This is a genomic window from Tistlia consotensis USBA 355 (assembly GCF_900177295.1).
GTDB classification, from domain to species: Bacteria; Pseudomonadota; Alphaproteobacteria; order Kiloniellales; family DSM-21159; genus Tistlia; species Tistlia consotensis.
Map to the genome: position 1 here is coordinate 88,908 of NZ_FWZX01000013.1, position 23,295 is coordinate 112,202.

Below are 23,295 nucleotides of genomic sequence, written 5' to 3' on the forward strand. Positions count from 1 at the left end.
ACTGCCGGCACCGGCAGCGTCGGAAGAGCCGGTCTCGCGCCTAGTCTTTCATGACCTTGGCGATCTTGTCTGCCCCCTGGCTGGCCGCCTGCTTGGGGCTGACGCCGTCGACCACGACGCTCTGCAGCGTCTCGGACAGCACGTGGCTGTTGATGATCGAGCCGGCCTTCAGGTTGTAGGGGAAGCCCGGGCCCTCCTGCACCAGGTTGGTCGACTGGGAGGTCGTCTCGATCATGCCCTCGACGTCGCCCTTGTGCGCCTGGATCAGCGGGTTGTCGAAGAACGCCTTGGAGGTCGCGACCGACTTCAGGACCGGCAGGTTGTGGCCCGGCGCGGTGTGCAGGACCTTGATCTGGTTGTCCTTGCGGAACAGCCAGATCGCCAGCTGCTTGGCCAGCTCGACGTTGTGCGACTTGCTCGGGATGAACAGCGAGTTGAAGGGCGAGTCGTAGGCCGCGACGCCATCCCGGCGGTGCGGGTAGGGAACCCGGTGGAACTTGCCCTCCAGGGCCGGATTCTTGTCGTGGATCAGGTAGATCGGCCGGCCGGTGTAGGGCGCGCAGGCGGTCCGCCCGGTGATGAAGGCGTTGACCGTCTCGCCCCAGCTGTAGCTGGCCGCGCCCGGCGGCGCGTACTGGTAGATCTCCTTGAGGAACTCCAGCGCCGCCACGGTCTCCGGCGAATCGAAGGCGACGGAGAGGTCCGGGTGGACGATGTGGCCGCCCGACTGCCGGACGAACATCACCATCATGGTGTCGGCCATCGAGGTGCGGCCGTAGGGCAGGGTGTTGCCGTAGATGTCGCCCTTGGTCAGCTTCTTCGCCGCGGCCAGCAGCTCGTCCCAGTAGCGCGGCGGCTCCAGGCCGGCGGCCTCGAAGAGGTCGGTGCGGTACCAGAGGTTCGAGCTGGTCTGGTTGTTGAGCGTGGCGGCGAAGTAGCTGCCGTTCTGCTTGTAGATGTCGCGCGCCGCCGGGAAGAAGTCGTCCTCGCCGACCGCCTTGATGACGTCGTCCATCGGCACGACCAGGCCGTCGGACTGCAGCGTGGCGACGGTGTAGGCCTGGACGTAGGACACCAGGTCCGGCGTGTCGTCGGCGGCGTAGGCCGCGCTGAGCGACTGCCAGAGCGTGTCGTCCGAGTACTTCTCGACCGAGACCGAGACGTCCGGGTGCTCCGCCTGGAAGGCGTTGAAGATCTCGGTCCAGGCGGCCATCTGCGCCGGCGCGGTCTGGCTGGTCCAGAAGCGCAGGTTCCTGGTCGCCGCCCGCGCGCCGCGCGGCCGCAGCGCCAGGCTGCCGAGCCCGAGGGCCGTGCCGCCCATCATCTTCAGGACGCCGCGGCGGCTCTGCGTCCGACCCGCGGCCTGCTGCCCAAATCGACTGTCGTTCGTCATTCCAGATGCCTCCCCAGGCTTGCCTGACGTCCGTCCCCCACGGCAGGCGGGCAGCTGTCCCGATCCGTCAGCTGCCCGCCGCCGGGGACCAACGGTGATTTATATAGCAAACATTGATTTACAGAGAAACATCTTTTGCACGACGCGGCGCCCCTCCCCGCGCTTCCGGGAGCCCGGGTGGGCGGGATGGGCGGAATGAACGGGAGGAGCGCGACGGCGACGGGCGACGGCGACGGGCGACGGCGACGGGCGACCGCGACGGGCGACCGCGACGGGCGAGCGGCGTCGGGCCGGCCGGCCTGCCCCTGGGCGCGGCGGTGCGTGTCGCCAGGGCCGAGAGGACGGAGGCCTGGCGACTGGCCCCGTCAGCCGGCGGCAGCCGTCACCGTCAGTCCAGCTTCGACAGATAGGGTGGGCTCTCGATCTGCGCGATGTGCGCACAGATGTCGAGGCGGCGCAGCCAGCGCCCATGCGCCTTCTCGATGTGGTCGACCAGATGCGCGCAGGCGTCCGTCAGCCGGCCGGAGAGGACGTTCTGGATCACCGCGGAGTGCTCGTCGAGCGCGGCCCGGATCAGCTCCATGGGAACGCCGAGGAAGGGGTCGCCCAGGTGCCTGGTCGGCGCGAAGAGCATGTGGGTGCGGTTGAGCGCCAGCAGGATCTCCCTGTTGGGGCAGTGCGCCAGCAGGTGGATGTGCATGTCGGACTCGGTCCGGTCGAAGTCCGCGCTCTCGATGGTCGGGCGGCTGCGGGCGGCGTCGATGTTGTGCTGCGCCGCAGCCAGCTCCTGCTTCGAGATGAAGGGCGCCGCACGCAGCAGGGCCTGCGGCTCGAGGATCGAGCGGACCTCGAAGAGCTCGCGGATGCGCTCCGGCGAAATGTGCTCGGCGATCCACCGTCCGGACGCGCCCTTGGTGATGAGCCCGACGCTGTGCATCCGGGCCAGCACGTCGCGGGTGACGGTCCGGCTCACGCCGAAGTGGTTGGCCAGCTCCGTCTCGACGATCTGTACCGAGCCGAACAGCACCTGGATGTTGATCTCCTTCTCGACGGCCGCATACATGCGCTCCCAATGGCGCGGGACCGCGATGCGGACGCTGTCGAGGACGGCCGGCTTGCCGTCGCACCGCGGGTCGGCATCCCCGGCGACGCGGAAGCCGCGGCCGGTCTCGGTCTCGATCAGGCCGTCGCGCTGCAGCCGCCTGAGCGCATTGCGCGCCGGCGAGCGGCTGACGCCGAAGGCCTTGACGACCTGCGCCTCCAGCAGCTTCTCGCCGGACCGGATGTGCCCGGCCTCGATCATCGTCTTGATCACCAGGTAGACGCGATCGCTCAGCGGGCCGGCGCCGCCTTCCGACTCCGTCGCTTCCGGCATCACCGCCGACTCGACCCTGCTCGCAGCACTCTTTTCCATCCTCTGCAGCCTCACCGGTCCCGAGTCGCCGGATCGGGAAAGTCTACACCGCTCTGAGACGATCTCTCCTGTCGCGCGAGCGGGCTCCGCCGCCGCCGCCCGCAGGGCGAGCCGGCAGGACAGGGCGTGGACAGGCGCTCGTCCGGCCGTGCCGGCCTCTCGCCGGCCTGCACCCGACGACGCGGGGGCCTCCGCTCGATCCCGGCCCGATCAATCGGGACTTCGTACACAGAATCCTTTCCGGCTCGGCCTTTGTCAATCACAGGTTGACGGCAGGCAAGGCTCTGACTTCCCGCGATATCTCTTCCGGTCCCTCGATTCGCCAGCCCTTCCGCCGAGAACCTGCCCGCTCCGAGAGACGCGCCCGGAGGCGGCCGACAGCCGCCGCCTCTCGCCAGTTTCACCCGCGGCTCGCTCTGTTGACAGGAAAATATGTACTCTGTATCAAGAATACAAAATAAGACGGCAGTGGACGGGGTGGACATGCCGGGGCCAGGGCGCATCGTCACGAGCGTGGAGGATCTGCGGGAGATCGCGCGACGGCACGTTCCGCGGATGTTCTACGACTACGTCGACACCGGCTCCTGGACGGGCGCGACCTACCGCCGGAACGAGGCGGATCTGGCCGGCATCCAGTTCCGCCAGCGCGTCGCCGTCGACATCTCGCAACGGTCGACCGAGAGCCGGATGCTCGGCGAGGCCGTGACGATGCCGGTCGCCCTGGCGCCGACCGGCCTCTGCGGCATGCAGCATGCCGACGGCGAGATCCTCTCGGCGCGGGCCGCCGAACGCTTCGGCGTGCCCTTCACGCTCTCGACGGTCAGCATCTGCTCGATCGAGGACGTCGCCGCGGCGACCAGCCGGCCCTTCTGGTTCCAGCTCTACATGCTGCGCGACCGCGACTTCATGGAGCGCCTGATCGGGCGGGCCCGGGCGGCCGGCTGCTCGGCGCTGGTCCTGACGCTGGACCTGCAGATCCAGGGGCAGCGCCACAAGGACCTGAAGAACGGCATCACCGTGCCGCCGCGCCTGACGCTGCCGAACCTGCTCGACCTGATGACCAAGCCGCGCTGGTGCCTGGGCATGCTGGCGACGCGGCGGCGCAGCTTCGGGAACATCATCGGCCACGTCGCGAACGTCGGCGACCTGACCTCGCTGTCCCACTGGGTCGCCGCGCAGTTCGACCCGACCCTCTGCTGGGACGACATCGCCTGGATCAAGGAGCGCTGGCCCGGCAAGCTGGTGGTCAAGGGCATCATGGACGCGGAGGACGCGCGCCGGGCCGTCGAGCGCGGCGCCGACGCCGTCATCGTCTCCAACCACGGCGGCCGGCAGCTCGACAGCGCGCCCTCGACGATCGCCGTCCTGCCGGAGATCGTCGAGGCGGTCGGCCACCGCACGGAGGTCCACCTGGACAGCGGCATCCGCTCCGGCCAGGACGCGTTCCGCGCCCTGGCGCTCGGCGCCCGGGCCGTGCACATCGGCCGCGCCTACCAGTACGGGCTGGGCGCCTTCGGCGAGGCCGGCGTGACCCGCTGCCTCGAACTGATCCGCAAGGAGCTCGACCACACGATGGCATTCTGCGGGGTGACCCGCGTCGAGGACATCGGGCCGGCGCAGCTCTACCGGCCCCGGGCGGGCGAGCGGCGCGAGGACATGACCGTGGGAGAGGATCAATGCTCGAGAGACCTCGATCTGGGAAAGGTACCGGCCTGAGCGCCTCGCCCTCTCCGTAAGCGCGCTCCGTCGGGCGCGCGACCACCGCCGACGAAGCGGTCCCGCGAGACGGGGAGCCCTCGCTCCTCGGAATGCGCGCCGACCGCTCCCGCCGGCACCGCCGTCGGGCTTCGGCCCCGGACCGCTCCGGCGTCCGGGGCCGCGAGCCTCGCCTTCAGAAGTTCCAGCTGGCCCGCCTGAGGAGTTCCTCCATGCCCAAGGTGCTATCCCCCGAAGCCATCGAGCGCTACCGGCGCGACGGCTTCCTCTTTCCCGTCGAGACGATCGGCAGCGCGGACGCCGCGGCCTACCGCGGCCGGCTCGAGGCGTTCGAGGCCGAGCAGGGCAAGCCCCTGCAGGGCGCCTACCGCCAGAAGACCCATCTGCTCTTCACCTGGCTGAACGACCTGATCCGCGACCCCCGGATCCTCGACGTCGTCGAGGACGTGCTGGGACCGAACCTCTTCTGCTGGAGCAGCTCCTTCTTCATCAAGGAGGCAGGCGATCCGGGCTACGTCTCCTGGCACCAGGACTCGACCTACTGGGGGCTCTCCGAGCCGACGGTGATGACCGTCTGGGTCGCCCTCAGCCCGAGCAACGAGCTCAGCGGCTGCATGAAGGTCGTGCCGGGCAGCCACCTGCTCGACCAGGTCGCGCACCGCGACACCTTCAACGAGCACAACCTCCTGACCCGCGGCCAGGAGATCGCCGTCGAGGTCGACGAGAAGGACGCGGCGATGATGCCGCTCGAGCCCGGCCAGGCCTCGCTGCATCACGTCCGGCTGTTCCACGCCTCGCCGCCCAACCAGTCGAACGACCGGCGCATCGGCTACGCGATCCGCTACATCCCCACGCACGTGCGCCAGGTGGTCGGCGAGAAGGACAGCGCGACCCTGGTGCGCGGCAAAGACGACTACGGCTACTTCGAGCACGAGCCGAGGCCCGACGCCGATTTCTCGCCGGAGGCCCAGGCGCTGCACGCCGCGGTCTCCGAGCGCCAGGTGCAGGTGCTCTATCGCGACACCGGCCGCTCCACGTTCCGCAGCTGAGCGGAGCGCACGCGCCGGACCCCCGGGTCGCTCCGGCCGCGCGCCACGTCCGACCCGAGACAAGAAACACGATCGCAAGGGAGGTAGTCATGACCAAGGAGACCAAGCCGAGCCGCCGGGCCTTTCTCGGCGCCGCCGCCGGGGCCAGCACACTGGCGCTCGCGGCGATGCCGGGGCGTTCCGCCAAGGCCGCCGAGACCCACGAATGGAAGATGGAGTCGCTCTGGCAGGGGGGCTCGATCAACCAGACGATCTTCGCCGACTTCTGCAACCGCGTCGACGCCGCGACGGCCGGCCGGGTGAAGATCACGCCGATGCCGGTCGGCTCGATCGTCGCCTACAACGAGACGCTGGATGCGGTCGGCAGCGGCATCCTCGAGGCCGAGCACAACGGCATCGCCTACTTCGCCGGGCGCGACGCGGCCTTCGCCCTGCTCGGCGACCTCAGCGGCGGCTACGAGGCGCCCTGGCAGATGCAAGCCTGGTACGAGTACGGCGGCGGCCTGGAGCTGGCGCGCGAGCTCTACAAGCCGTACGGCCTCTATTTCGTCGGGTCGGTCTGGTGGGGCGTCGAGTCGGTGCCCTCCAAGGTGCCGATCAACAGCCCGGCCGACCTCAAGGGCGTCAAGATCCGCGCGCCCGAGGGCATGGCCTCGCAGCTGTTCAAGGCGTTCGACGCCAACGTCGTCACCCTGGCCGGCAGCGAGGTCTACACGGCCCTGGAGCGCGGCGTGATCGACGCGACCGACTGGGGCACCCTGTCGATGAACACCGACCTCGGCTACCAGAAGATCGCCAAGTACGCGCTCTATCCCGGCGTCCACTCGATGCCGGCCGCCGACGTCGCGGTCAACCTCGACAAGTGGAACGCCCTGTCCGACGACCTCAAGGCGACCGTCGAGATGGCGGCCCGCGACTTCTCGCGCGACATGGTCGAGCGCATCGCGGTGCAGGACCGGGAGGACGCCCAGAAGATGCGCGCAGAGGGCGTCACGCTGATCGACTGGTCGCCGGAGTCGCGCCGGATCTTCCGCCAGAAGGCTCAGGGCATCTGGGAGACCTGGTCGAAGAAGTCGCCGATGGCCGGCAAGGTCTACGAAAGCCAGGTCTCCTTCATGAAGAAGATCGGCCTCTTGTGATTTGACGTCGGCGAGGCGGGCCCCGGGCCCGCCTCGCGCCTGCGCGCAGGAGAGCCGGACATGGCCAAACCGAACCCGATCGATCGCCTGAGCCGCTTCCTCGGCGATCAGATCTGCTACGTCTTCCTGATCACCGTCGCGATCACCGCCTACGAGGTGGTGATGCGCTACGTCTTCAACGCCGCCACCATCTGGGTCACGCAGACGGCGATCTTCCTGTCGGCGCTGGGCTTCATCTTCGGCGGCGCCTACGCGATGGAGCAGGGCCGGCACATCGAGATCACCTCGATCTACGACGCCGTCACGCCGCCGGTCCGGCGCGTCTTCGACCTGATCCGCTGCGGCGTCGCGGTCGTCTACCTGGGCTTCCTGCTCTATGCGACGGTGCACCAGGCGATCCCGGCCCTGTCGCGCATGGAAACCAGCGGCCAGGCCTGGGACGTGCCGATCCCGGCCTTCCAGAAAGCCGCCCTGGCGCTCGGCGTCGCCGCGATGCTGGCCCAGGCCCTGCGCCAGCTGGTCGGCCGCCTGGCCGGAAGCCCCCGGCCCTCGGGGGAATCGTCATGAGCGTCGAGACCCTGACCCTGCTGATGCTCGGGGCGATCGCCCTGCTGCTCGCCATCGGCGTGCCGCTGGCCTTCGTGACCGGCATCGTCGCCGTCGGCTTCGGCTATGCGCTGTTCGGCGACGGCGCGCTCGGGCTGATCGCCAGCCGCATCTACAGCTTCATGAACGCCTACGTCCTGGTCGCGGTGCCGATGTTCATCCTGATGGCCGCGATCCTGGAACGCAGCGGCGTCGCCAGGGACCTGTTCAAGGCGATGCACGTCTTCTCGGGCTCGCTGCGCGGCGGTCTCGCGGTGCAGACCCTGGGCGTCGCCGTGATCATGGCGGCGATGACCGGCATCATCGGCGGCGAGATCGTGCTGCTCGGCCTGGTGGCACTGCCGCAGATGCTGAACCTGAAGTACGACCGCAACCTCGCGATCGGCACGATCTGCGCCGGCGGCTCGCTCGGCACCATGATCCCGCCGTCGATCGTGCTGATCTTCTACGGCCTGACCGCCAACGTCGCGATCGGCGACCTCTTCGTGGCGACGATCGTGCCCGGCCTGCTGCTCGCCGGCCTCTACCTGCTCTACATCCTGGCGCGCTGCGCGATCTCGCCCGAGCTCGGCCCGCCGGCCTCGGCCGCCGAGCGGAGCCTGCCGCTGGCCGAGAAGCTGAGGCTGCTGAAGGCGGTGGCGCTGCCGCTGTTCGTCGCGGCGATGGTGCTGGGCACGATCTACGCCGGCATCGCCTCGGTCAGCGAGGCGGCCGGCATGGGCGTCGTCGGGGTGATCATCTCGGCCTGGGTGCGCGGCGAGCTCAACTGGTCCATGCTGCGCGACGCCCTGCGCCAGACGACGGTGACCTGCGGCACGCTGCTGTGGATCACCTTCGGCGCGACGGCGCTGATCGGCATCTACAACGTCGTCGGCGGCATGGCCTTCGTGAAGAGCCTGATCACCGACCTGCCGCTGCCGCCGCTGTCGATCGTGCTGGTCATGATGCTGATCCTGATCGTGCTCGGCATGTTCATGGACTGGGTCGGCATCCTGCTGCTGACCATGCCGATCTTCGTGCCGATCGTGACCCACCTCGGCATGGACCCGGTCTGGTTCGGCATCCTCTTCTGCATGTCGATGCAGGTCTCCTACCTGTCGCCGCCCTTCGGGCCGGCGGCCTTCTACCTGAAGGGCGTCGCCCCGCCGGACATCACCCTGCAGCAGATCTTCGGCGCCTTCTGGCCCTTCATCTTCCTGCAGCTGGTCGGCCTCGCGATCGTCCTCTTCTTCCCTCCAGTGGCGCTGTGGCTGCCGAGCGTGCTGGGGGCCGGCTGATGGGCGGGGCGGGACTGGAGTTCGAGGCGGCGGTGCTGCGCAGGGTCGGCGCGCCGCTCTCGATCGAGCGGGTGCGGCTCGCGGAGCTCCGCCACGGCGACGTGCTGGTACGCATGCGGGCCAGCGGCCTCTGCCACACCGACCTCGAGGTCATCGAGGGCTCGCTCGGCTATCCCCTGCCCATCGTGCTCGGCCACGAGGGCGCGGGCGTCGTCGAGGCGGTCGGGCCGGGGGTCACCCTGGTCGCGACGGGCGATCACGTCGTCTGCTCCTGGAACCCGAGCTGCGGCCACTGCTTCTACTGCGACCGCGGCCAGCCGATCCTCTGCGAGCCCTTCACCGAGAACCAGCCGCGCGGGCGCCTGCTCGACGGCGGCATCCGGCTCGCCCTCGACGGCGCGCCGCTGCACCACTTCTCGGTCGTCTCCTCGCACGCGCAGTACGCCGTCGTGCCGGAGTCGGGGGCGGTGCGGGTGCCCGAGGCGATCCCCTTCGACCGTGCCTGCCTGATCGGCTGCGGCGTCATGACGGGGGTCGGCGCGACCCACAACGTCGCGCCGGTCGAGATGGGCTCGAACGTCCTGGTGATCGGCTGCGGGGCGGTCGGCCTCAACGCCGTCCAGGGAGCCGCCCTGAAGCGCGCCGGCCGCATCGTCGCGGTCGACCTCGACCCCGTGAAGCTGGAGCGGGCGGCGGCCTTCGGGGCGACCGACCTGGTCGACCCGGGCACGTCCGACGCGGTCGCCCAGGTCAGGCGCCTGACCGGCGGCCGCGGCGCCGACTTCGTCTACGAGTGCGCCGGCCGCGAGCCGGCCATGCGCCTCGCCTTCGAGGCGGCCCGGCCGGGCGCCGAGATCGTCATGCTGGGCAAGACCAACGTCGACGAGACGGTCTCCTTCCGCTTCGGCTCGCTGATGGGCGAGCGCCGCTTCGTGCGCTCCAGCTACGGCGGCGCCCGGCCGCGCCGCGACTTCCCGCTCTACGCCCAGGCCTACCTCGACGGCGGCCTCAAGCTCGACGAGCTGATCACCCACCGGCTGCGCCTGGAGCAGATCAACGAGGGCTTCGATGCCATGCGCCGCGGCGAGGCCGTGCGCTGCGTCATCGAGTTCGATGGCTGAGCCGCGCGACCATCCGCGGCCGCCGGGGGCCTTCGTCGACGCGCCGCACCGGCTCGCCGCCCTCGGCGACCTGGCGCTGGAGAGCGGCGAGGTCATCCGCGACTTCGGGCAGAGCTACGTCACCCACGGCCGGCTCGACGCGGACGGCGGCAACGCCATCCTGGTCTGCGCCGCGATCGGCTCGACCCACCACCGGCTCGACTTCCTGATCGGCCCCGGGCGCGCCCTGTCGCCCGAGCGCTTCTTCGTCGTCGCGGTCGATCCGATCGGCAACGGCCTCTCGAGCTCGCCGAGCAACAGCCGGCGCCAGCCGGGCATGGACTTCCCGCGCTTCTCGATCCGCGACATGGTCCGGGCCCAGGCCCGCCTGCTGCGCGAGCGGCTCGGCATCGAGCGCCTGGCCGCCGTGGTCGGCGCCTCGATGGGCGGCATGCAGGCCCTGCAGTGGGCGGTCTCCGAGCCGGGGATGGTCTCGGCCGTCGCCGCCATGACGCCGATGGCGCGCACCCATCCCTGGTCGGTCGCGGTCAACGAGACGACGCGGCGCTGCCTGCTGGCCGACCGCGCCTGGACCGGCCGGGGCTTCGCGCGGCGCCCGGACGACGGCTGGCGCGCCTGGGTCGGCGCGCTCCAGCTCCTGGCCAACCGCACGCCGGCGGCGCTCGCAGAGGGCTTCGGCTCGCTGGCGGAGGTCGTCGCTTGGCTCGACGGGCGCTGCGAGCAGCAGGCGGCCCAGGGCTTCGACGCCCACGACTGGCTCTACCAGTCCTGGGCCTACGACGGTCACGACGTCGGCACGACCCCGGGCTTCGATGGCGACACCGCCGGGGCGCTGGCCTCGATCCGGGCGCGCACGCTGATCCTGGCGCCGCGCCTCGACCTCTACAACCCGGTCGAGGCGGCCCGCTTCGCCGCCGAGCACATCCGCGGCAGCCGGCTGGTCGAGCTGCCCTCGAACCTCGGCCACCAGGCCGCCGGCGGGCTCTGCCGCGAGGACGTCGCCTGCATCGACGACGCGCTCCGGCGCCTATTGGCAGCCTGAGGGCGCGCCGCTCTGCCAGGGGCTGCCGCAGGACGAAGGAATGGCGGAAGTGGCTGTGGCGCCAGGAACCTAAGCATAGACGCCGATCAACCTTGGCGTTTGGACCATGCTCCTGAACTCTAGCATCCCCTTGAAGGCCCCAAGCGACTCACCAGCGGGCAAGTCGGGATCGAGGGGAGCACCCCGACCTGCTCGTCACGGAGTCCTGAGCGGCTTCCAGAGAGTCGCGGTCGAATAGATCTCGAGGCGACGTAGCGCGCGCCCGCGGATGACAGTTCAGGCACGAGGGACAGGGCGAAGCTCTCGGGCTGGGTGCGGGATCAGAATGTGCTCGGAGTGGTGCCGATGATTGCGACCGCTAGGCTGAGCGACAGGAGATCTGAAGTACGTTGTTCAACCATGTAACCTGATGTCGAGATCCCGGCTGCGGGTCAGGCCGCGGCGTCACAGACGCCGATCGATCTAATCAGATGCCTGCGTGTGAGAGCGATACTCGTCTTCGATTGAAGATACCAGGCGATCGAGCTGATCTTCATCAACGACCTCAGAGGCAAAATCGGCCCCCCGTAGTATTTCCTTAGCGCTCTCGTACGCCTTCATCAGAGATCTATTTTGCGGCCTCCCCAGTATGAAGTGTAGTTCTATGTCCTCCTTCACGCCATCGGCCACGGCAGAAAGATGCCCGCGCCAGCGGCGAGCCTTATCCTTGATCCCTTCTGCGTCAGCTAGATCAAGAGAGACTGGCTCATACGCGTGCCAGCAACCATTCTTCCAAGCTTTCTTAAACTCTATTTGATCCTGCCTGCCGATCACCTTCTTCGGCCCGAAGGGCACTACTACCCCACGCTCGCTCAGCTTCTCCTTGACCGGCCGCCACACGTCTTCGTCGGTCCGGCGTCGATCCAATTTTTGGTCGTAGTGTGAGACAAATCGCTCGTAGAGCTGGTCGAAGGTCTTCTGAGGATCGTTGGTCAGACCCTTCCCGACGAACGACCACTGCAGTGCGCTGTCGTCTCTCGGCAAGACGTTCAGCGCGTGAGAGAGTGCGTCCGACTTGCTGTCGAAAAGCGGCTCTTTCCTCATGTTCTTCGCAGCAGCCGAGATGCCCCTGTCGACCGCACGCATCGTCATCACAAACGCTTCGCGATCGAGGTCAGGAAAGACCTGCTTCAGCCGGCCAATCGTCTTGCGCGTGTGAATCTTGAGGAAGCCTTCGGCGGCAACGTGCATCACCACGCCGACGTTCATCGCCTCGCCCGATACCACGTCGTGGACGTAGCGTAGAACCGTGTAACTGTAGGCGTTCTTGGTCGTCATTGTAGCACCCGCTCGGCCTCAGCGATGATACCGTCTATGTTGTCTCTTGCGTTTCGGACCCGGCTCAGCGCCTCATCCACTGCTGCCGCCGATTCATCCCATTCGGCGGGCACTTCGGCACGGTAGCTGGACAGTCGAGCGTCGGACAACGCTGACCATAGCGCCTTGATGGGCGCGAAGTCGAGTTGCCGCCGCTTCAGGTGCTGGCAGAAGATGTGACCGTCTCCTTGATCCAGCCATCGCATTCCGCCGTCCTGCCACGGCGGTCGCCAACCGATCAGCAGTCCGGGCGGTTGGAATGCCAGTTCGTGATCAATCAGGCGGATACTCTGGCCTGAAACAAGGCAGTTCGGATTCGAAAGCCGCCGGTCTGGATTGTCGAGCACGGCGTCAAAAATGAACGTGCCTAGCGCCACCGGCACCATCTCCTCGGTGAGGCGCGCCCCGCGAGACCATGCGGCGAACTGGTTTGCTACCCTAGCGGAGCCAAAGCCTATCGGAACACTCTCGGCTAATCTTGCTGCAATCCTGGCATCTTCTACCACGGCGACGAGATCGGGTGGGATCGCTACCAGATAGGGTATGGGAACGGGTAGCTCCAGGTCCGCGGCCAAGCAGGCGGCGATCAGCTCCCGCGCCAAGTTCTTCACGCCCTCATCGCACCCCGCTGACAGCTTGCAGAACAGCTCGATCGGGTGATCGGTATCGGCTTCGCAGCGCATGAGGAGCGGCCCGGTCCGACCAGAGGTCGCTTCCCGCACCACTTCGTCAGCGGTCACTCGCCTAATCATCCCACCCCCGTTACGCAAACGCTCGTCAATCTGCGCGCCAACTCTGAGCGAGCCAGCGGGTAGTATTCGTTCATGTCATGGCGGATAGCGTGCTGTTGGATTCCCCCACAACTACAGGATGCTCGATCAGCGCCAGTATTGGCAATCCTCTCGGCTCAGGGCGCTTCACCCGCTGGTATTTCATCTGCCGCCGCGCTCGCCGGATGCTGCCTTCCTGCACGCGTTCAGAACACGCCCGACGGCGACCACCCCGACACGGCGCAGCGGTATTTTCGCGTTCCACAACTAAGGACAGGACGATGGGAAATTCGCACAATCCTGGCGATGTCGAGGAGTTGAGGAAGCTCCTCGACAGGCTCAAAAAGATCGGACCATTGACGCTTGAAGATCTCCTTGAGGACGAGCCGAACAAGCGCAGCCCTGGCGATGCGGCCGCGATCCGTGAAGCCCTTGAGCAGGCTCTGAAGCGCTACCGCGACTGCTAAGAGGCTCCACGCCGCGCACGCCAGATGCAGTCAGCACATCCCGAGGCTATGTCTGATCTACGCTCCGGTGTGCTACGAGTGGACGCAGCAGAACACATGGCGAATGACACTAACTAATTGAATTTAAAACAGTATGCTAAATTGGCTGGGGCGCCAGGATTCGAACCTGGGATCACGGGACCAAAACCCGATGCCTTACCGCTTGGCTACGCCCCAGCAGGCGCGCTCCGGAAGGCGGCGAAGGTAGCGAGAGGCCGGGCGCGCGGCAAGGCCCGGCGGGGTCAATCGGGCGTGCCGAGGATCGGCGCGGCGACGCTCCACCAGCCCGGCTGCTCGGCGGCGATCGCGGCCGCCGCGGCGCCGGCCTCGGCGGCCGTGGCGTAGAGTCCGAAGCAGGTGGCGCCGCTGCCGCTCATGCGGCCGAGCAGGCAGCCGGCGGTCGTCGCCAGGGCGCCGAGCACGGCGTCGACCTCGGGACAGAGGCGGCGTGCCGGCGCCTCCAGGTCGTTGCGCCGGCCGGCCAGCAGCTCGGCCAGCGCCTCGGCGTCGCGCGGCGCCGGGCCGATGGGCCTCGGCGCGCTGAAGGCGCCGCCGCCCGGCCCGGACTGGCGGGCCTGGAAGACCGCCGCGGTCGAGAGCGCGACCCCCGGATTGACCAGCACCAGCCAGGCCTCGGGCAGGGCCGGTGCCGGCCGCAGGTCCTCGCCGATGCCGGCCATCAGGGCCGGCCGGCCGTAGAGGCAGACCGGCACGTCGGCGCCGAGCGCCGCGCCCAGGCCCAGCAGCAGGCCCTCGTCCGGCTCCAGCCGCCAGAGCGCCGAGAGCGCGCGCAGGGCGGCGGCGGCGTCGGAAGAGCCGCCGCCGATGCCGGCGGCGACCGGCAGGCGCTTGTCGAGCACCAGACGGGCCCGGGGCTCCAGGCCGGCGGCCTCGGCCAGCAGGTGCGCGGCGCGCAGCACCAGGTTGCCGCCGCCGGCCGGCACCTGGCCAGCGTAGGGCCCCTCGACCGCGAGGCTCAGGTCCGCCGCCGGCTCGGCCCAGAGGCAGTCGCCGACGCCGGCGAAGACGACCAGCGAATCGAGCAGGTGATAGCCGTCGGCGCGCTTGCCGACGACCTCGAGCCAGAGATTGACCTTGGCCGGCGCCGGATAGGCGGTGTCGCTCATGCGCGCGCGATCGCTCTCTGGACGGCCCGCCGCGGCAGCGGCCCGGGCGGGAGGGTGGACGCTAGATGTTCTGCGGATCGGCCGGCAGGCCCTGGTCGAGCTTCTTCTCGATCTTCGGGATCTCCTCGGCCTCCGGCTCCAGGCTGAGCGCCCGGCGCCACTGCACCCGCGCCTCGCGCTTGCGGCCGTTGCGCCAGTAGGCGTCGCCCAGGTGGTCGTTGATCACCGGGTCCCCGGGCTTGAGCTCGATCGCCTTCTCCAGGGTCTCGGCCGCCTTCTTGTACTGCTTCAGGCGGTAGTAGACCCAGCCCAGCGAGTCGACGATGTAGCCGTCGTCGGGCTTCGCCTTGACGGCGCGCTCCAGCATCTTCTGGGCCTCGTCCAGGTTGCGGCCCTGCTCGATCCAGGAATAGGCCAGATAGTTCAGCACGTAGGGCTGCTCCGGCTGCAGCTCGAGCGCCTTCTTGAAGTCGGCCTCGGCCCGGTCCCAGTGGCCGGTGCGCTCCAGCGCGATGCCGCGGAAGTAGAACAGCGTCCAGGGCGTGTTCTCGCGGCCCAGCCGCTCGACCGCCTTGTCGTAGGCCTGGGCCGCCTTGTCGAACTGCTCGCCGGCCCGGTAGAGGTTGCCGAGCTCGTAGTAGGGCTCGAAGCGGTCGGGGCGATCGGCGGCCAGCTTCTCCAGCAGCGCCGCGGCCTCGTCGTCGTGCTTCAGGTTCTCCAGCTCGCCGGCGATGCGCAGGCCGATCGACCAGTGGTAGGGGCTGGACTCCGGGATCTGGCGGTAGGCGGCGATCGCCGCGGTCGAGCGGCCCTGGCGCTGCAGCAGCTCGCCGACCAGCACCTTCGCCTCGTCGAGGCCGGGCTCCAGCCAGAGCGCCAGGTGGGCGTAGAACAGCGGGGCGTCGCTCGACTCCTCGCCGCTCAGGATCTGCCCGAGGTCGAACAGCACCGTGGCGATGCCCTGCCGGGTCGTCGAGATCAGCGGCGCCGGCGGCGTCTTCGACTCCAGGCCCTGCTGCATCAGCGCGTTCAGGCTGACGCTGTCGCTCTGCTTGGCGAAGGACTCGGCGACGGCCTTGGCCTCCGCCGGCTGGCCGTGGCGCAGGAAGTAGTTCTCGACGACGCGCAGCAGCCAGAAGGAGGTCGCCTTGGTGTCGCCGGCCGCGGTCTTCATGTCCGCGTCGGCGGCGGCGGCGTCGCCCAGCTTCTCCTCGATCAGGCCCTCGTGGACGGCGAGCCGCCCGGTCAGCTTGTCGAGCCCGGTCAGGTCGCCGAGCGCCTTGGCGACGCCCGCCTTGTCCTTGGCCTCGGCCGCCAGCCAGGCCTGGATCAGCGGCTCGGCGATGCGCGCCGGACCCCGCTGGCCGACGTCGGCGAGCTGCTTGCGGGCGGCCGCGAAGTCGCTCTTGCGCAGGGCCGCGACGGTCAGCACGAAGCGCGCCAGCTGGTGCTTTGGCGCCTTCTCGACGACCTGCTCGGCGAGCGGCACGGCATCGTCGAGGCGGCCCTCGACCGAGAGCAGCAGGAAGGTCCGCTCCAGCAGCGCGTCGTTGCCGGGGTCGGCCCGGAGGGTCTTCAGGTAGAAGTCGGCGGCGGCGCCGGTGTCGCGCCGCTGCTCGGCGACCACGCCGGCCAGGAAGTCGCCGTAGGCGGCCGAGCGCTGGGCGACGGTCGGCTGCGCCTCGGCGTCGGTGGCGGCGCGGAGCGGCTGGACCTGCAGGGCCAGGCCGAGCGCGGCGGTCGCCAGGACCGTCGCCAGGGGGCCCCGCCAGGAGGCCGGCGCCAGGGACCTGCGCGCCAGGAAACGAAGTGGGATCAATCTCAGCTCCCGTCCAAGGGCTTCGAAGCTCGTCGGCGGTGCCAGGTCGACCACACCCGACCACACCCGCCCGGGCGCGCGACGCGCCGGTCGAAGGGCGATCATGCCAAGCCGCGCCGCCCGGAACAACGCCCGCGGCGGCGCCGGCCGCCCGGCCCGGCCGGGAAAGTGTCCCGGCCGGCTCACATGTTCGGGTAGTTGGGGCCGCCGCCGCCCTCCGGCACGGTCCAATTGATGTTCTGCCGGGGGTCCTTGATGTCGCAGGTCTTGCAGTGCACGCAGTTCTGCGCGTTGATCTGGAACCGCGGGTTGCCGCCGTCCTCGTCGCGCACGACCTCGTAGACCCCGGCCGGGCAGTAGCGCTGCGCCGGCTCGTCGTAGGTCGGCAGGTTGTAGTCGATCGGGATCGAGGGATCCTTGAGCCTGAGGTGGACCGGCTGGTCCTCCTCGTGGTTGGTGCCCGACAGGAACACGCTCGACAGGCGGTCGAAGGAGATCACGCCGTCCGGCTTCGGGTAGGCGATCTTGGGCATCTCGGCCGCCGGCTTCAGGCACTCGTGGTCGGCGTGGCGATGGTGGAAGGTCCAGGGCGCCCGGCCGCCCAGGATCTTCAGGTCGAAGCCGCCGATCGCCATGCCGAGCCGCATGCCGAAGCGCGCCGCCGCCGGCCGCAGGTTGCGCGCGAGGTAGAGCTCCTCGTGGACCCAGGACCCGCGGTAGGCCTCGGGGTAGGCCTCCAGCGTGCCGTGGCCCTCGTCGCCGCCGGCCAGCGCCGCGTAGGCCGCCTCGGCGGCCAGCATGCCGGTCTTCATGGCGGTGTGGCTGCCCTTGATCTTGGGCACGTTGAGGAAGCCCGCCGAGCAGCCGATCAGGCAGCCGCCGGGGAAGGCCAGCTTCGGCACCGACTGCCAGCCGCCCTCGTTGAGCGCGCGCGCGCCGTAGGCGACCCGCTTGCCGCCCTCGAGCATCGGCCGGATCGCCGGATGCTGCTTGAAGCGCTGGAACTCCTCGAAGGGCGAGAGGTGCGGGTTGGCGTAGTCCAGGCCGACGACGTAGCCGACATAGGCCAGGTTGTCCTCCAGGTGGTAGACGAAGGAGCCGCCCCAGGTCCTGTCGTCCATCGGCCAGCCGGCGGTGTGCAGCACCAGGCCCTGCTGGTGCTTGGCCGGGTCGAGCTCCCAGAGCTCCTTGACGCCGAGGCCGTAGGTCTGCGGGTCGGCGCCTTCGCGCAGGCCGAACTTCTGCTCCAGGCCCTTGGTCAGCGAGCCGCGGCAGCCCTCGGCGAAGAAGGTGTACTTGGCGCGCAGCTCCATGCCCGGCGTGTAGCTCGCCTTGTGCTCGCCGTCCCGGGCGATGCCCATGTCGCCGGTCGCGACGCCGGCGACCGCGCCCGTCTCGTCGTAGAGCACCTCGGCGGCGGCGAAGCCCGGGTAGATCTCCGCGCCCAGGGCCTCGGCCTGCTCGGCCAGCCAGCGGCAGACGTTGCCGAGCGAGACGATGTAGTTGCCCGCGTTGTGGGTCTGCGGCGGCAGCAGCCAGAGCGGCACCTCGGTGGCACCCGTCTCGTTGAGCAGCAGGAAGCGCTCCTTGCCGACCGGCGTGTTGAGCGGCGCGCCCTTGTCCTTCCAGTCCGGGATCAGCTCGTTGAGCGCGCGCGGCTCCAGCACCGCGCCGGAGAGGATGTGGGCACCGACCTCCGAGCCCTTCTCGACGACGCAGACCGTGACCTCCTGGCCCTTCTCCTGGGCCAGCTGGCGCAGCCGGATGGCGGCGGCCAGGCCCGCCGGGCCGGCGCCGACGATGACCACGTCGTATTCCATGTACTCGCGTTCCATACCGGCCCTCCCAGGAGTCGAAACGGTGTCCCTGCCGCGGCCCGCCGCTTCCCCCGGCGGCCGTCGGGCTTGTCTCTGCCTCGCGTCGGCGTAAGGGTATAGCGAAGCGTCCTGCCGGGCGCAAAAACAGCCGGTTTCGCATCGCCCGACTTGCGTCGGGACGGCATCGGCCGGTCGCAAAGGGACTCTTTTCCGTGGCGGAGCCGAGACGCGAGGACCTGGAGGCCGCGCTGCGCTGGCTGGTCGAGGCCGGCGCCGACGAGGCGGTCGGCTCGCAGCCGCTCGACCGCTTCCTCGAGTCGCGCCGGGCCGAGCCGCGCCAGGTCGAGTCGCCCCAGGTCGGGTCGTACGGGCCCGAGTCGAATCGACCCGAGTCGCAGCCCGCCGCGGCGGCACCCGCGCAGGCGCCCCGGACCCGGCCGGCGCCGCCGCGCGCCGAGGCGCCGGCGGTCTGGACACCCGAGGCCAGGGTGCCGACGTCGCTCGACCAGGCGCTCGCCGAGGCGCGGGCGGCGGCCTCGGCGGCCGCCGACCTGCCGGCGCTCTACCGGGCGATCGAGGCCTTCGAGGGCTGCCCGCTGAAGAAGACCGCCAGCCGCACGGTGATCTTCCGCGGCGATCCCGCGAACCGGGTCATGCTGATCGGCGAGGCGCCGGGCCGCGACGAGGACATCCAGGGCCAGCCCTTCGTCGGCGCCGCCGGCCGGCTGCTGGACCTGATGCTGGCCGCCGCCGGCTTCGGGCGCGACTCGGTCTACATCACCAACGTGCTGTTCTGGCGGCCGCCCGGCAACCGCACGCCCGAGCCGGCCGAGGTCCAGCTCTGCCTGCCCTTCGTCGAGCGCCACATCGAGCTGGTCGACCCGCGCGTCATCCTGCTGCTCGGCGGCGTCTCGACCAAGGCGCTGCTCGCCGATCCGCGCGGCATCACCCGGGTGCGCGGCCAGTGGTTCGCCTACTCACACGAGGGACTGCCCGCGCCGATACCCGCATTGGCTACGCTGCACCCCGCCTACCTGCTGCGCCAGCCGGCCCAGAAGCGTCTGGCCTGGCGTGACTTTTTGGCACTGAGAATGGTTAATCGGGGCGATTTCGATCCCTTGAGATCTTAAGAACTCGTTATAAACACCTGAATCCCGACGGGATTTCATAAATCCTTACCAAATTGCTGACGAAGCACCGCTTTCGATCTAAAATCTTGCCGGGGTTATGGAGGCGGACAGAGCAGAGGGGGCAAGGTGACTTCCCCGGCTGAGAGAATTTTTTTGCGCACCGCGCGCAGCGGGGTCTGTGCGTTTGCGCTTGTCGTGGCGGCCGGCCTCGCGCCGGCGTCGGCCCAGATCATCGACCGGCAGGGCCCGGAGACCGCGGCGATTCCGCAGTTCGCGCCGAGCGAGCCGAACGGCCTGCCGCGAGTCATCTCGGCGCAGGACGAGCGGCTCTACCGCGAGATCTTCCGCGTCCAGGAGATCGGCGACTGGAAGACCGCCGACCGGCTGATCGCGCGGCTGACCGACCGGCGCCTGATGGGCCACGTGCTCTATCAGCGCTACATGCATCCGACCGCCTACCACTCCAGCTTCAAGGAGCTGAAGAGCTGGATGGCGGTCTACGCCGACCAGCCGGGCGCCGACCGCGTCTACGCCCTGGCCCTGAAGCGCATGCCGGCCGGCGCGACGCCGCCGCGTAAGCCGGAGAAGGTGCGCAAGGCGCACCTCGCCAGCCTCGGCGAGCCGGTCTACGTCTACCACTCCGACCGCCAGCGCAGCAGCGCCCAGGTCCATCTGGTCGACCGCCTGAAGACGCAGGTCCGCCAGGAGGTCCGCCACTCCCGCCTGAGCGCCGCCGAGGAGCTGCTGCGCGGCGGCGAGGCCAAACGGCTGCTGGACCGGGTCGAGATCGACCAGGGCCTCGCCGAGGTCGCCAACGGCTGGTTCCACTACGGCAATGCCCGGCAGGCCTATCGCCTGGCCGCGGCGGCGACCAAGCGCTCCGGCGACTACCTGCCGAAGGCACACTGGACCGCCGGCCTGTCGGCCTGGGTCAACGGCAAGCTGGAGGCCGCGGCCAGGCACTTCCGGGCGGTCGCCGACTCCGAGCGCGCGCTGAGCTGGGACCGCGCCGCCGGCGCCTACTGGGCGGCGCGCGCCGAGCTCAAGCTCGGCAACCCGGGCATGGTCTCGGTGCTGCTCGTCCAGGCCGCCCAGGAGCGCCGCACCTTCTACGGCCAGCTGGCGCGCCAGGCGCTGGGCCTGATCGACGACGACGGCCCGACCCGCGTCGACGCCAAGGCCTATGCCCACCTGCTGCACGAGCCGCGCCTCGCGCGCGCCGCCGCGCTGATCCAGGTCGGCGAGAGCGAGCTGGCCCAGCAGGAGCTGGTGCGCGCCGGCGGCTGGGACCAGCCGGAGCATGCCGAGGCGCTGCTGATCCTGGCCGAGCGGGCGCAGCTGCCGTCCTTCACCATGCGGCTCGCCAACCGGCTGACCCACGACGACTCCCTGGAGATCCGTCCCGAGGTCGCCGACGCCATGCTGTTCCCGCTGCCGCCCTGGGAGCCGGAGAGCGGCTTCCAGGTCGACCGGGCGCTGCTCTACGCCCTGATGCGCCAGGAGTCGGGCTTCAACGCCGAGGCCGAGAGCGGCCAGGGCGCGATGGGCCTGATGCAGCTGCTGCCCTCGACGGCGCACTACGTCGCGCAGGACGGCGAGCTGCCGAGGGGCAAGGAGCAGCGGCTCTTCAATCCCGGCTTCAACATGGAGCTGGCGCAGCGCTACGTGCAGCGGCTGATGCAGGACACCGACGCCGGCGAGGACCTGTTCAAGCTGGCCGCTGCCTACAACGGCGGGCCGGGCAACCTCAGGCGCTGGCAGAAGCGGCTCGAGGACGTCGGCTATCCGGCTCAGGACCCGCTGCTGTTCATCGAGGCCCTGCCGAGCCGCGAGACCCGGCTGTTCATCGAGCGCGTGCTGACCAACCTCTGGATGTACCGCAAGCGGCTCGGCCAGCCGGCGCCCTCGCTGAAGGCCCTCGCCCAGGGCGACTGGCCGCGCTACGAGTCGCTCGATTCGCACAGCCGCTACGACTACCTGGACTCGGCCTCCCTGGACTAGGCCGCTCCCGCCGCCTACCTCTGGACGGCGGCGGGCGATCCGATCCGCCCGTTTCTTGACGGAGATCAAGTGCCGGCCCGCGGATCGCTGCGATCCTGGGCCGACACGATTCGGGAGCGGACCATGGCGCGCATCGACGAGACGAAGCCCTTCCTGCCGGTCAACATCGCCGTGCTGACGGTCTCCGACAGCCGGAGCGCGGAGACCGACACCTCGGGCGACAGCCTGGAGCGGATGATCGGCGAGGACGGCCACCGGGTCGTCAGGCGCGCCATCGTGCGCGACGAGGTGCCGGCCATCGAGGCCTTCCTCAGGGACTGCGTCGCCGACCCGGCGATCGACGTGGTGATCTCGACCGGCGGCACCGGCATCACCGGCCGCGACGTCACGCCGGAGGCCTTCGAGGCCGTGCTGGAGAAGCAGATCGAGGGCTTCGGCGAGCTGTTCCGCTGGATCTCCTACCAGAAGATCGGCACCTCGACGATCCAGTCGCGCGCGCTCGGCGGCGTCGCCGGCGGCACCTACCTCTTCGCCCTGCCCGGCTCGCCCGGCGCCTGCAAGGACGGCTGGCAGGAGATCCTGCGCTGGCAGCTCGACAGCCGGCACCGGCCCTGCAACCTGGTCGAGCTGATGCCGCGCCTCAAGGAGCACCTGAAGGCGGCGGGCTGAGGCGCCGCCGCGAGGCCAACGGCGCCTCGGGGGCCATCATGGCCAGATCGGCCGCCTCGTCGACGTCGGCGAGGTCCGCCAGCAGCGCGGCCGCCCCGTCGAGTCGCGAGAGCGTGTCGGCCAGGGCGTGGCCCGTGCTCCAGCGCACCCCCGCGAAGGGCAGCCGCAGGCGCGGCCGACGCCGGGTGCCGACCAGCCAGTAGCCGCCGTCGGCGGCGGGGCCGAAGACCCAGGGCGTGCGGCCGAGCGCGCGGAAGGCCGCGGCCACCTGCAGCGGCCCGAGCGCCGGGATGTCGAGGCCGACCAGCACCACCGGGCCCGCCGGCGGGCGGCGCAGCAGCCGGCCCATGCGGGCGCCCAGGCCGCCCGGCCCCTGCGGCACGATCCGGACGCCGGCCGGCAGGCGCGGCCCGAAGCGCCGACGGCTCGCCAGGCGGTCTGGCGTGACCGCCAGCCAGGTCGTCCAGCGGCGGTCGCGGGCCAGGCGCTGCAGCACGGCGAGCGAGACGAAGCGCTGGAAGCGCCAGGCGGCGGCCTCGCCGGCGCCGGCGGCGAGCCGCCGCTTGCCGACGCCCCGGCGCGGCGCCCGCGCCATGACCACGAGATGGCGCTTCATCCCCTGAACCTCACCCGTAGAGCCGCGCCAGGCGCTCCGGGGCGACGCCGGCGAAATAGAGGGCCAGCAGGCAGAGGTTGCGCGCCGGCCGACGCCACCAGCCGTCCCGCTCGTAGCGGGCCGCCGAGGTCAGCGCCTCGGCCCCGAGCGGCACCAGGCGCCGGCGGCCGAGCCGGCGGGCCAGGGCGACGTCCTCCATCAGCGGCAGCGGCGGATGGCCGCCGAGCGACTCGTAGAGCGCCCGGCCGATCAGCAGGCCCTGGTCGCCGTAGGGCAGGCCGAGGCGCCGGGCCCGCCAGTTCGCCAGGCGCTCGACCCGGCGCGCCGCCGCTGCCGGGCTGTCGAGCCGGAGCCGGAACCAGCCGGCCCGGTCCCGGCTGCGGGGATCGGCGAGGAAGGCCCCGGCCGCCTGCGGCCAGCCCGGCGAGAGGCGCGTGTCGGCGTGCAGGAACAGCAGCCAGTCGCCGCCCGCCGCCGCCGCACCGGCGGCGAGCTGCCGCCCCCGGCCGCGCGGGCCGGCCAGGACCCGGCAGCCGGCGGCTTCGGCCAGCGCAGCCGTGCCGTCCGCCGAGCCGCCGTCGACGACGATCCGCTCGGCCTCCGGCCAGGCCGCCAGCGACTCCAGGGTCGCCGGCAGGTCCGCCGCGGCGTCGAGCGTGGGAATCACGAGGGAGAGGCGGGGTAGGAGACTGGGTGGGAGGTGGGGCGCGGCCATGACGGCCTCTTG

General features: G+C 70.2%; 20 protein-coding genes and 1 tRNA gene. 11 read left to right on the forward strand and 10 right to left on the reverse strand.

Annotated elements, in window-relative coordinates; all coding sequences use genetic code 11:
- Positions 1-40: 40 nt before the first annotated feature.
- Both B9O00_RS16345 and B9O00_RS16350 read right to left on the reverse strand, forming a co-directional pair.
- Positions 41-1,393 carry an ABC transporter substrate-binding protein gene (locus B9O00_RS16345; RefSeq protein WP_085123764.1) on the reverse strand — a complete coding sequence of 451 codons (1,353 nt, stop codon included), beginning with the start codon at positions 1,391-1,393 and terminating at the stop codon, positions 41-43.
- Positions 1,394-1,781: 388 nt separating this feature from the next.
- Complete coding sequence (locus tag B9O00_RS16350; RefSeq protein WP_159460236.1) at positions 1,782-2,768, reverse strand: GntR family transcriptional regulator; 987 nt, start codon at positions 2,766-2,768, stop codon at positions 1,782-1,784.
- A 522-nt stretch (positions 2,769-3,290) separates the two neighbouring features.
- Between B9O00_RS16350 and B9O00_RS16355 the strand changes: the two genes are divergently transcribed.
- The 7 genes from B9O00_RS16355 to B9O00_RS16385 all read left to right on the forward strand — a co-directional run bounded on the left by B9O00_RS16355 (position 3,291) and on the right by B9O00_RS16385 (position 10,757).
- Positions 3,291-4,523, forward strand: a complete 1,233-nt coding sequence (locus B9O00_RS16355; RefSeq protein ID WP_085123766.1) for an alpha-hydroxy acid oxidase — start codon at positions 3,291-3,293, stop codon at positions 4,521-4,523.
- Positions 4,524-4,735: 212 nt separating this feature from the next.
- Positions 4,736-5,572 (forward strand): phytanoyl-CoA dioxygenase family protein, encoded by an 837-nt coding sequence (locus tag B9O00_RS16360; protein WP_085123767.1) that lies wholly within the window; start codon positions 4,736-4,738, stop codon positions 5,570-5,572.
- A gap of 89 nt (positions 5,573-5,661) precedes the next feature.
- Positions 5,662-6,711, forward strand: coding sequence for a TRAP transporter substrate-binding protein (locus tag B9O00_RS16365; protein WP_085123768.1), 1,050 nt, complete (start codon positions 5,662-5,664; stop codon positions 6,709-6,711).
- Positions 6,712-6,771: 60 nt separating this feature from the next.
- The gene (locus B9O00_RS16370; protein ID WP_085123769.1) at positions 6,772-7,278 is read left to right on the forward strand and encodes a TRAP transporter small permease subunit; all 507 of its coding nucleotides are present in this window, start codon (positions 6,772-6,774) and stop codon (positions 7,276-7,278) included.
- Positions 7,275-8,594 carry a TRAP transporter large permease gene (locus B9O00_RS16375; RefSeq protein ID WP_085123770.1) on the forward strand — a complete coding sequence of 440 codons (1,320 nt, stop codon included), beginning with the start codon at positions 7,275-7,277 and terminating at the stop codon, positions 8,592-8,594. The genes B9O00_RS16370 and B9O00_RS16375 overlap by 4 nt, the downstream gene beginning before the upstream one ends.
- The gene (locus B9O00_RS16380; protein ID WP_085123771.1) at positions 8,594-9,715 is read left to right on the forward strand and encodes an alcohol dehydrogenase catalytic domain-containing protein; all 1,122 of its coding nucleotides are present in this window, start codon (positions 8,594-8,596) and stop codon (positions 9,713-9,715) included. Before B9O00_RS16375 ends, B9O00_RS16380 begins: the two co-directional genes overlap by 1 nt.
- Positions 9,708-10,757: an alpha/beta fold hydrolase gene (locus tag B9O00_RS16385; protein ID WP_085123772.1), complete on the forward strand. Its 1,050-nt coding sequence runs from the start codon at positions 9,708-9,710 to the stop codon at positions 10,755-10,757. Before B9O00_RS16380 ends, B9O00_RS16385 begins: the two co-directional genes overlap by 8 nt.
- 462 nt (positions 10,758-11,219) lie before the next feature.
- On the opposite strand, the gene B9O00_RS16390 is transcribed toward B9O00_RS16385, so the two are convergent.
- Together B9O00_RS16390 and B9O00_RS32525 are read right to left on the reverse strand one after the other, a co-directional pair.
- Positions 11,220-12,074 carry a DUF3037 domain-containing protein gene (locus tag B9O00_RS16390; RefSeq protein ID WP_085123773.1) on the reverse strand — a complete coding sequence of 285 codons (855 nt, stop codon included), beginning with the start codon at positions 12,072-12,074 and terminating at the stop codon, positions 11,220-11,222.
- Complete coding sequence (locus B9O00_RS32525) at positions 12,071-12,853, reverse strand: HipA family kinase (protein ID WP_143596256.1); 783 nt, start codon at positions 12,851-12,853, stop codon at positions 12,071-12,073. The genes B9O00_RS16390 and B9O00_RS32525 overlap by 4 nt, the downstream gene beginning before the upstream one ends.
- A 311-nt stretch (positions 12,854-13,164) precedes the next feature.
- Here B9O00_RS32525 and B9O00_RS16395 point away from each other — a divergent pair, with 311 nt between their 5' ends.
- Positions 13,165-13,350: a hypothetical protein gene (locus B9O00_RS16395; RefSeq protein ID WP_085123774.1), complete on the forward strand. Its 186-nt coding sequence runs from the start codon at positions 13,165-13,167 to the stop codon at positions 13,348-13,350.
- A 142-nt stretch (positions 13,351-13,492) separates the two neighbouring features.
- Here the strand turns inward: B9O00_RS16395 and B9O00_RS16400 are convergent.
- From B9O00_RS16400 to B9O00_RS16415, 4 genes are all read right to left on the reverse strand, one after another.
- Positions 13,493-13,566, reverse strand: a tRNA-Gln gene (locus B9O00_RS16400).
- A 65-nt stretch (positions 13,567-13,631) separates the two neighbouring features.
- Complete coding sequence (locus B9O00_RS16405; protein ID WP_085123775.1) at positions 13,632-14,516, reverse strand: 4-(cytidine 5'-diphospho)-2-C-methyl-D-erythritol kinase; 885 nt, start codon at positions 14,514-14,516, stop codon at positions 13,632-13,634.
- Between the two features lie 61 nt (positions 14,517-14,577).
- On the reverse strand, positions 14,578-16,335 hold the full coding sequence (locus tag B9O00_RS16410) for a tetratricopeptide repeat protein (protein WP_159460237.1): 1,758 nt from the start codon (positions 16,333-16,335) through the stop codon (positions 14,578-14,580).
- 182 nt (positions 16,336-16,517) lie between these two features.
- The gene (locus tag B9O00_RS16415; RefSeq protein WP_085123777.1) at positions 16,518-18,170 is read right to left on the reverse strand and encodes an electron transfer flavoprotein-ubiquinone oxidoreductase; all 1,653 of its coding nucleotides are present in this window, start codon (positions 18,168-18,170) and stop codon (positions 16,518-16,520) included.
- Between the two features lie 194 nt (positions 18,171-18,364).
- Here B9O00_RS16415 and B9O00_RS16420 point away from each other — a divergent pair, with 194 nt between their 5' ends.
- From B9O00_RS16420 to moaB, 3 genes are all read left to right on the forward strand, one after another.
- Positions 18,365-19,282, forward strand: a complete 918-nt coding sequence (locus tag B9O00_RS16420; RefSeq protein ID WP_085123778.1) for a uracil-DNA glycosylase — start codon at positions 18,365-18,367, stop codon at positions 19,280-19,282.
- 195 nt (positions 19,283-19,477) lie between these two features.
- Entirely contained in the window at positions 19,478-21,283 is a 1,806-nt protein-coding gene (locus tag B9O00_RS34145; protein ID WP_085123779.1) for a lytic transglycosylase domain-containing protein, read from the forward strand.
- Between the two features lie 123 nt (positions 21,284-21,406).
- A complete protein-coding gene (gene moaB, locus B9O00_RS16430) occupies positions 21,407-21,952 on the forward strand; it encodes a molybdenum cofactor biosynthesis protein B (RefSeq protein ID WP_085123780.1) in 546 nt (181 codons plus the stop codon).
- Here the strand turns inward: moaB and B9O00_RS16435 are convergent.
- Both B9O00_RS16435 and B9O00_RS16440 read right to left on the reverse strand, forming a co-directional pair.
- Complete coding sequence (locus tag B9O00_RS16435) at positions 21,924-22,568, reverse strand: TIGR04282 family arsenosugar biosynthesis glycosyltransferase (RefSeq protein ID WP_085123781.1); 645 nt, start codon at positions 22,566-22,568, stop codon at positions 21,924-21,926. The two genes, moaB and B9O00_RS16435, sit on opposite strands and share 29 nt — an antisense overlap.
- A gap of 10 nt (positions 22,569-22,578) precedes the next feature.
- A complete protein-coding gene (locus B9O00_RS16440) occupies positions 22,579-23,235 on the reverse strand; it encodes a TIGR04283 family arsenosugar biosynthesis glycosyltransferase (RefSeq protein WP_235017145.1) in 657 nt (218 codons plus the stop codon).
- Positions 23,236-23,295: the final 60 nt, after the last annotated feature.

Bases quoted from the DNA above. Each gene is read 5' to 3' on its own strand.
- B9O00_RS16345 (WP_085123764.1), bottom strand. From the start codon at position 1,393: ATGACGAACGACAGTCGATTTGGGCAGCAGGCCGCGGGTCGGACGCAG.
- B9O00_RS16350 (WP_159460236.1), bottom strand. From the start codon at position 2,768: ATGCCGGAAGCGACGGAGTCGGAAGGCGGCGCCGGCCCGCTGAGCGAT.
- B9O00_RS16355 (WP_085123766.1), top strand. From the start codon at position 3,291: ATGCCGGGGCCAGGGCGCATCGTCACGAGCGTGGAGGATCTGCGGGAG.
- B9O00_RS16360 (WP_085123767.1), top strand. From the start codon at position 4,736: ATGCCCAAGGTGCTATCCCCCGAAGCCATCGAGCGCTACCGGCGCGAC.
- B9O00_RS16365 (WP_085123768.1), top strand. From the start codon at position 5,662: ATGACCAAGGAGACCAAGCCGAGCCGCCGGGCCTTTCTCGGCGCCGCC.
- B9O00_RS16370 (WP_085123769.1), top strand. From the start codon at position 6,772: ATGGCCAAACCGAACCCGATCGATCGCCTGAGCCGCTTCCTCGGCGAT.
- B9O00_RS16375 (WP_085123770.1), top strand. From the start codon at position 7,275: ATGAGCGTCGAGACCCTGACCCTGCTGATGCTCGGGGCGATCGCCCTG.
- B9O00_RS16380 (WP_085123771.1), top strand. From the start codon at position 8,594: ATGGGCGGGGCGGGACTGGAGTTCGAGGCGGCGGTGCTGCGCAGGGTC.
- B9O00_RS16385 (WP_085123772.1), top strand. From the start codon at position 9,708: ATGGCTGAGCCGCGCGACCATCCGCGGCCGCCGGGGGCCTTCGTCGAC.
- B9O00_RS16390 (WP_085123773.1), bottom strand. From the start codon at position 12,074: ATGACGACCAAGAACGCCTACAGTTACACGGTTCTACGCTACGTCCAC.
- B9O00_RS16395 (WP_085123774.1), top strand. From the start codon at position 13,165: ATGGGAAATTCGCACAATCCTGGCGATGTCGAGGAGTTGAGGAAGCTC.
- B9O00_RS16405 (WP_085123775.1), bottom strand. From the start codon at position 14,516: ATGAGCGACACCGCCTATCCGGCGCCGGCCAAGGTCAATCTCTGGCTC.
- B9O00_RS16415 (WP_085123777.1), bottom strand. From the start codon at position 18,170: ATGGAACGCGAGTACATGGAATACGACGTGGTCATCGTCGGCGCCGGC.
- moaB (WP_085123780.1), top strand. From the start codon at position 21,407: ATGGCGCGCATCGACGAGACGAAGCCCTTCCTGCCGGTCAACATCGCC.
- B9O00_RS16435 (WP_085123781.1), bottom strand. From the start codon at position 22,568: ATGAAGCGCCATCTCGTGGTCATGGCGCGGGCGCCGCGCCGGGGCGTC.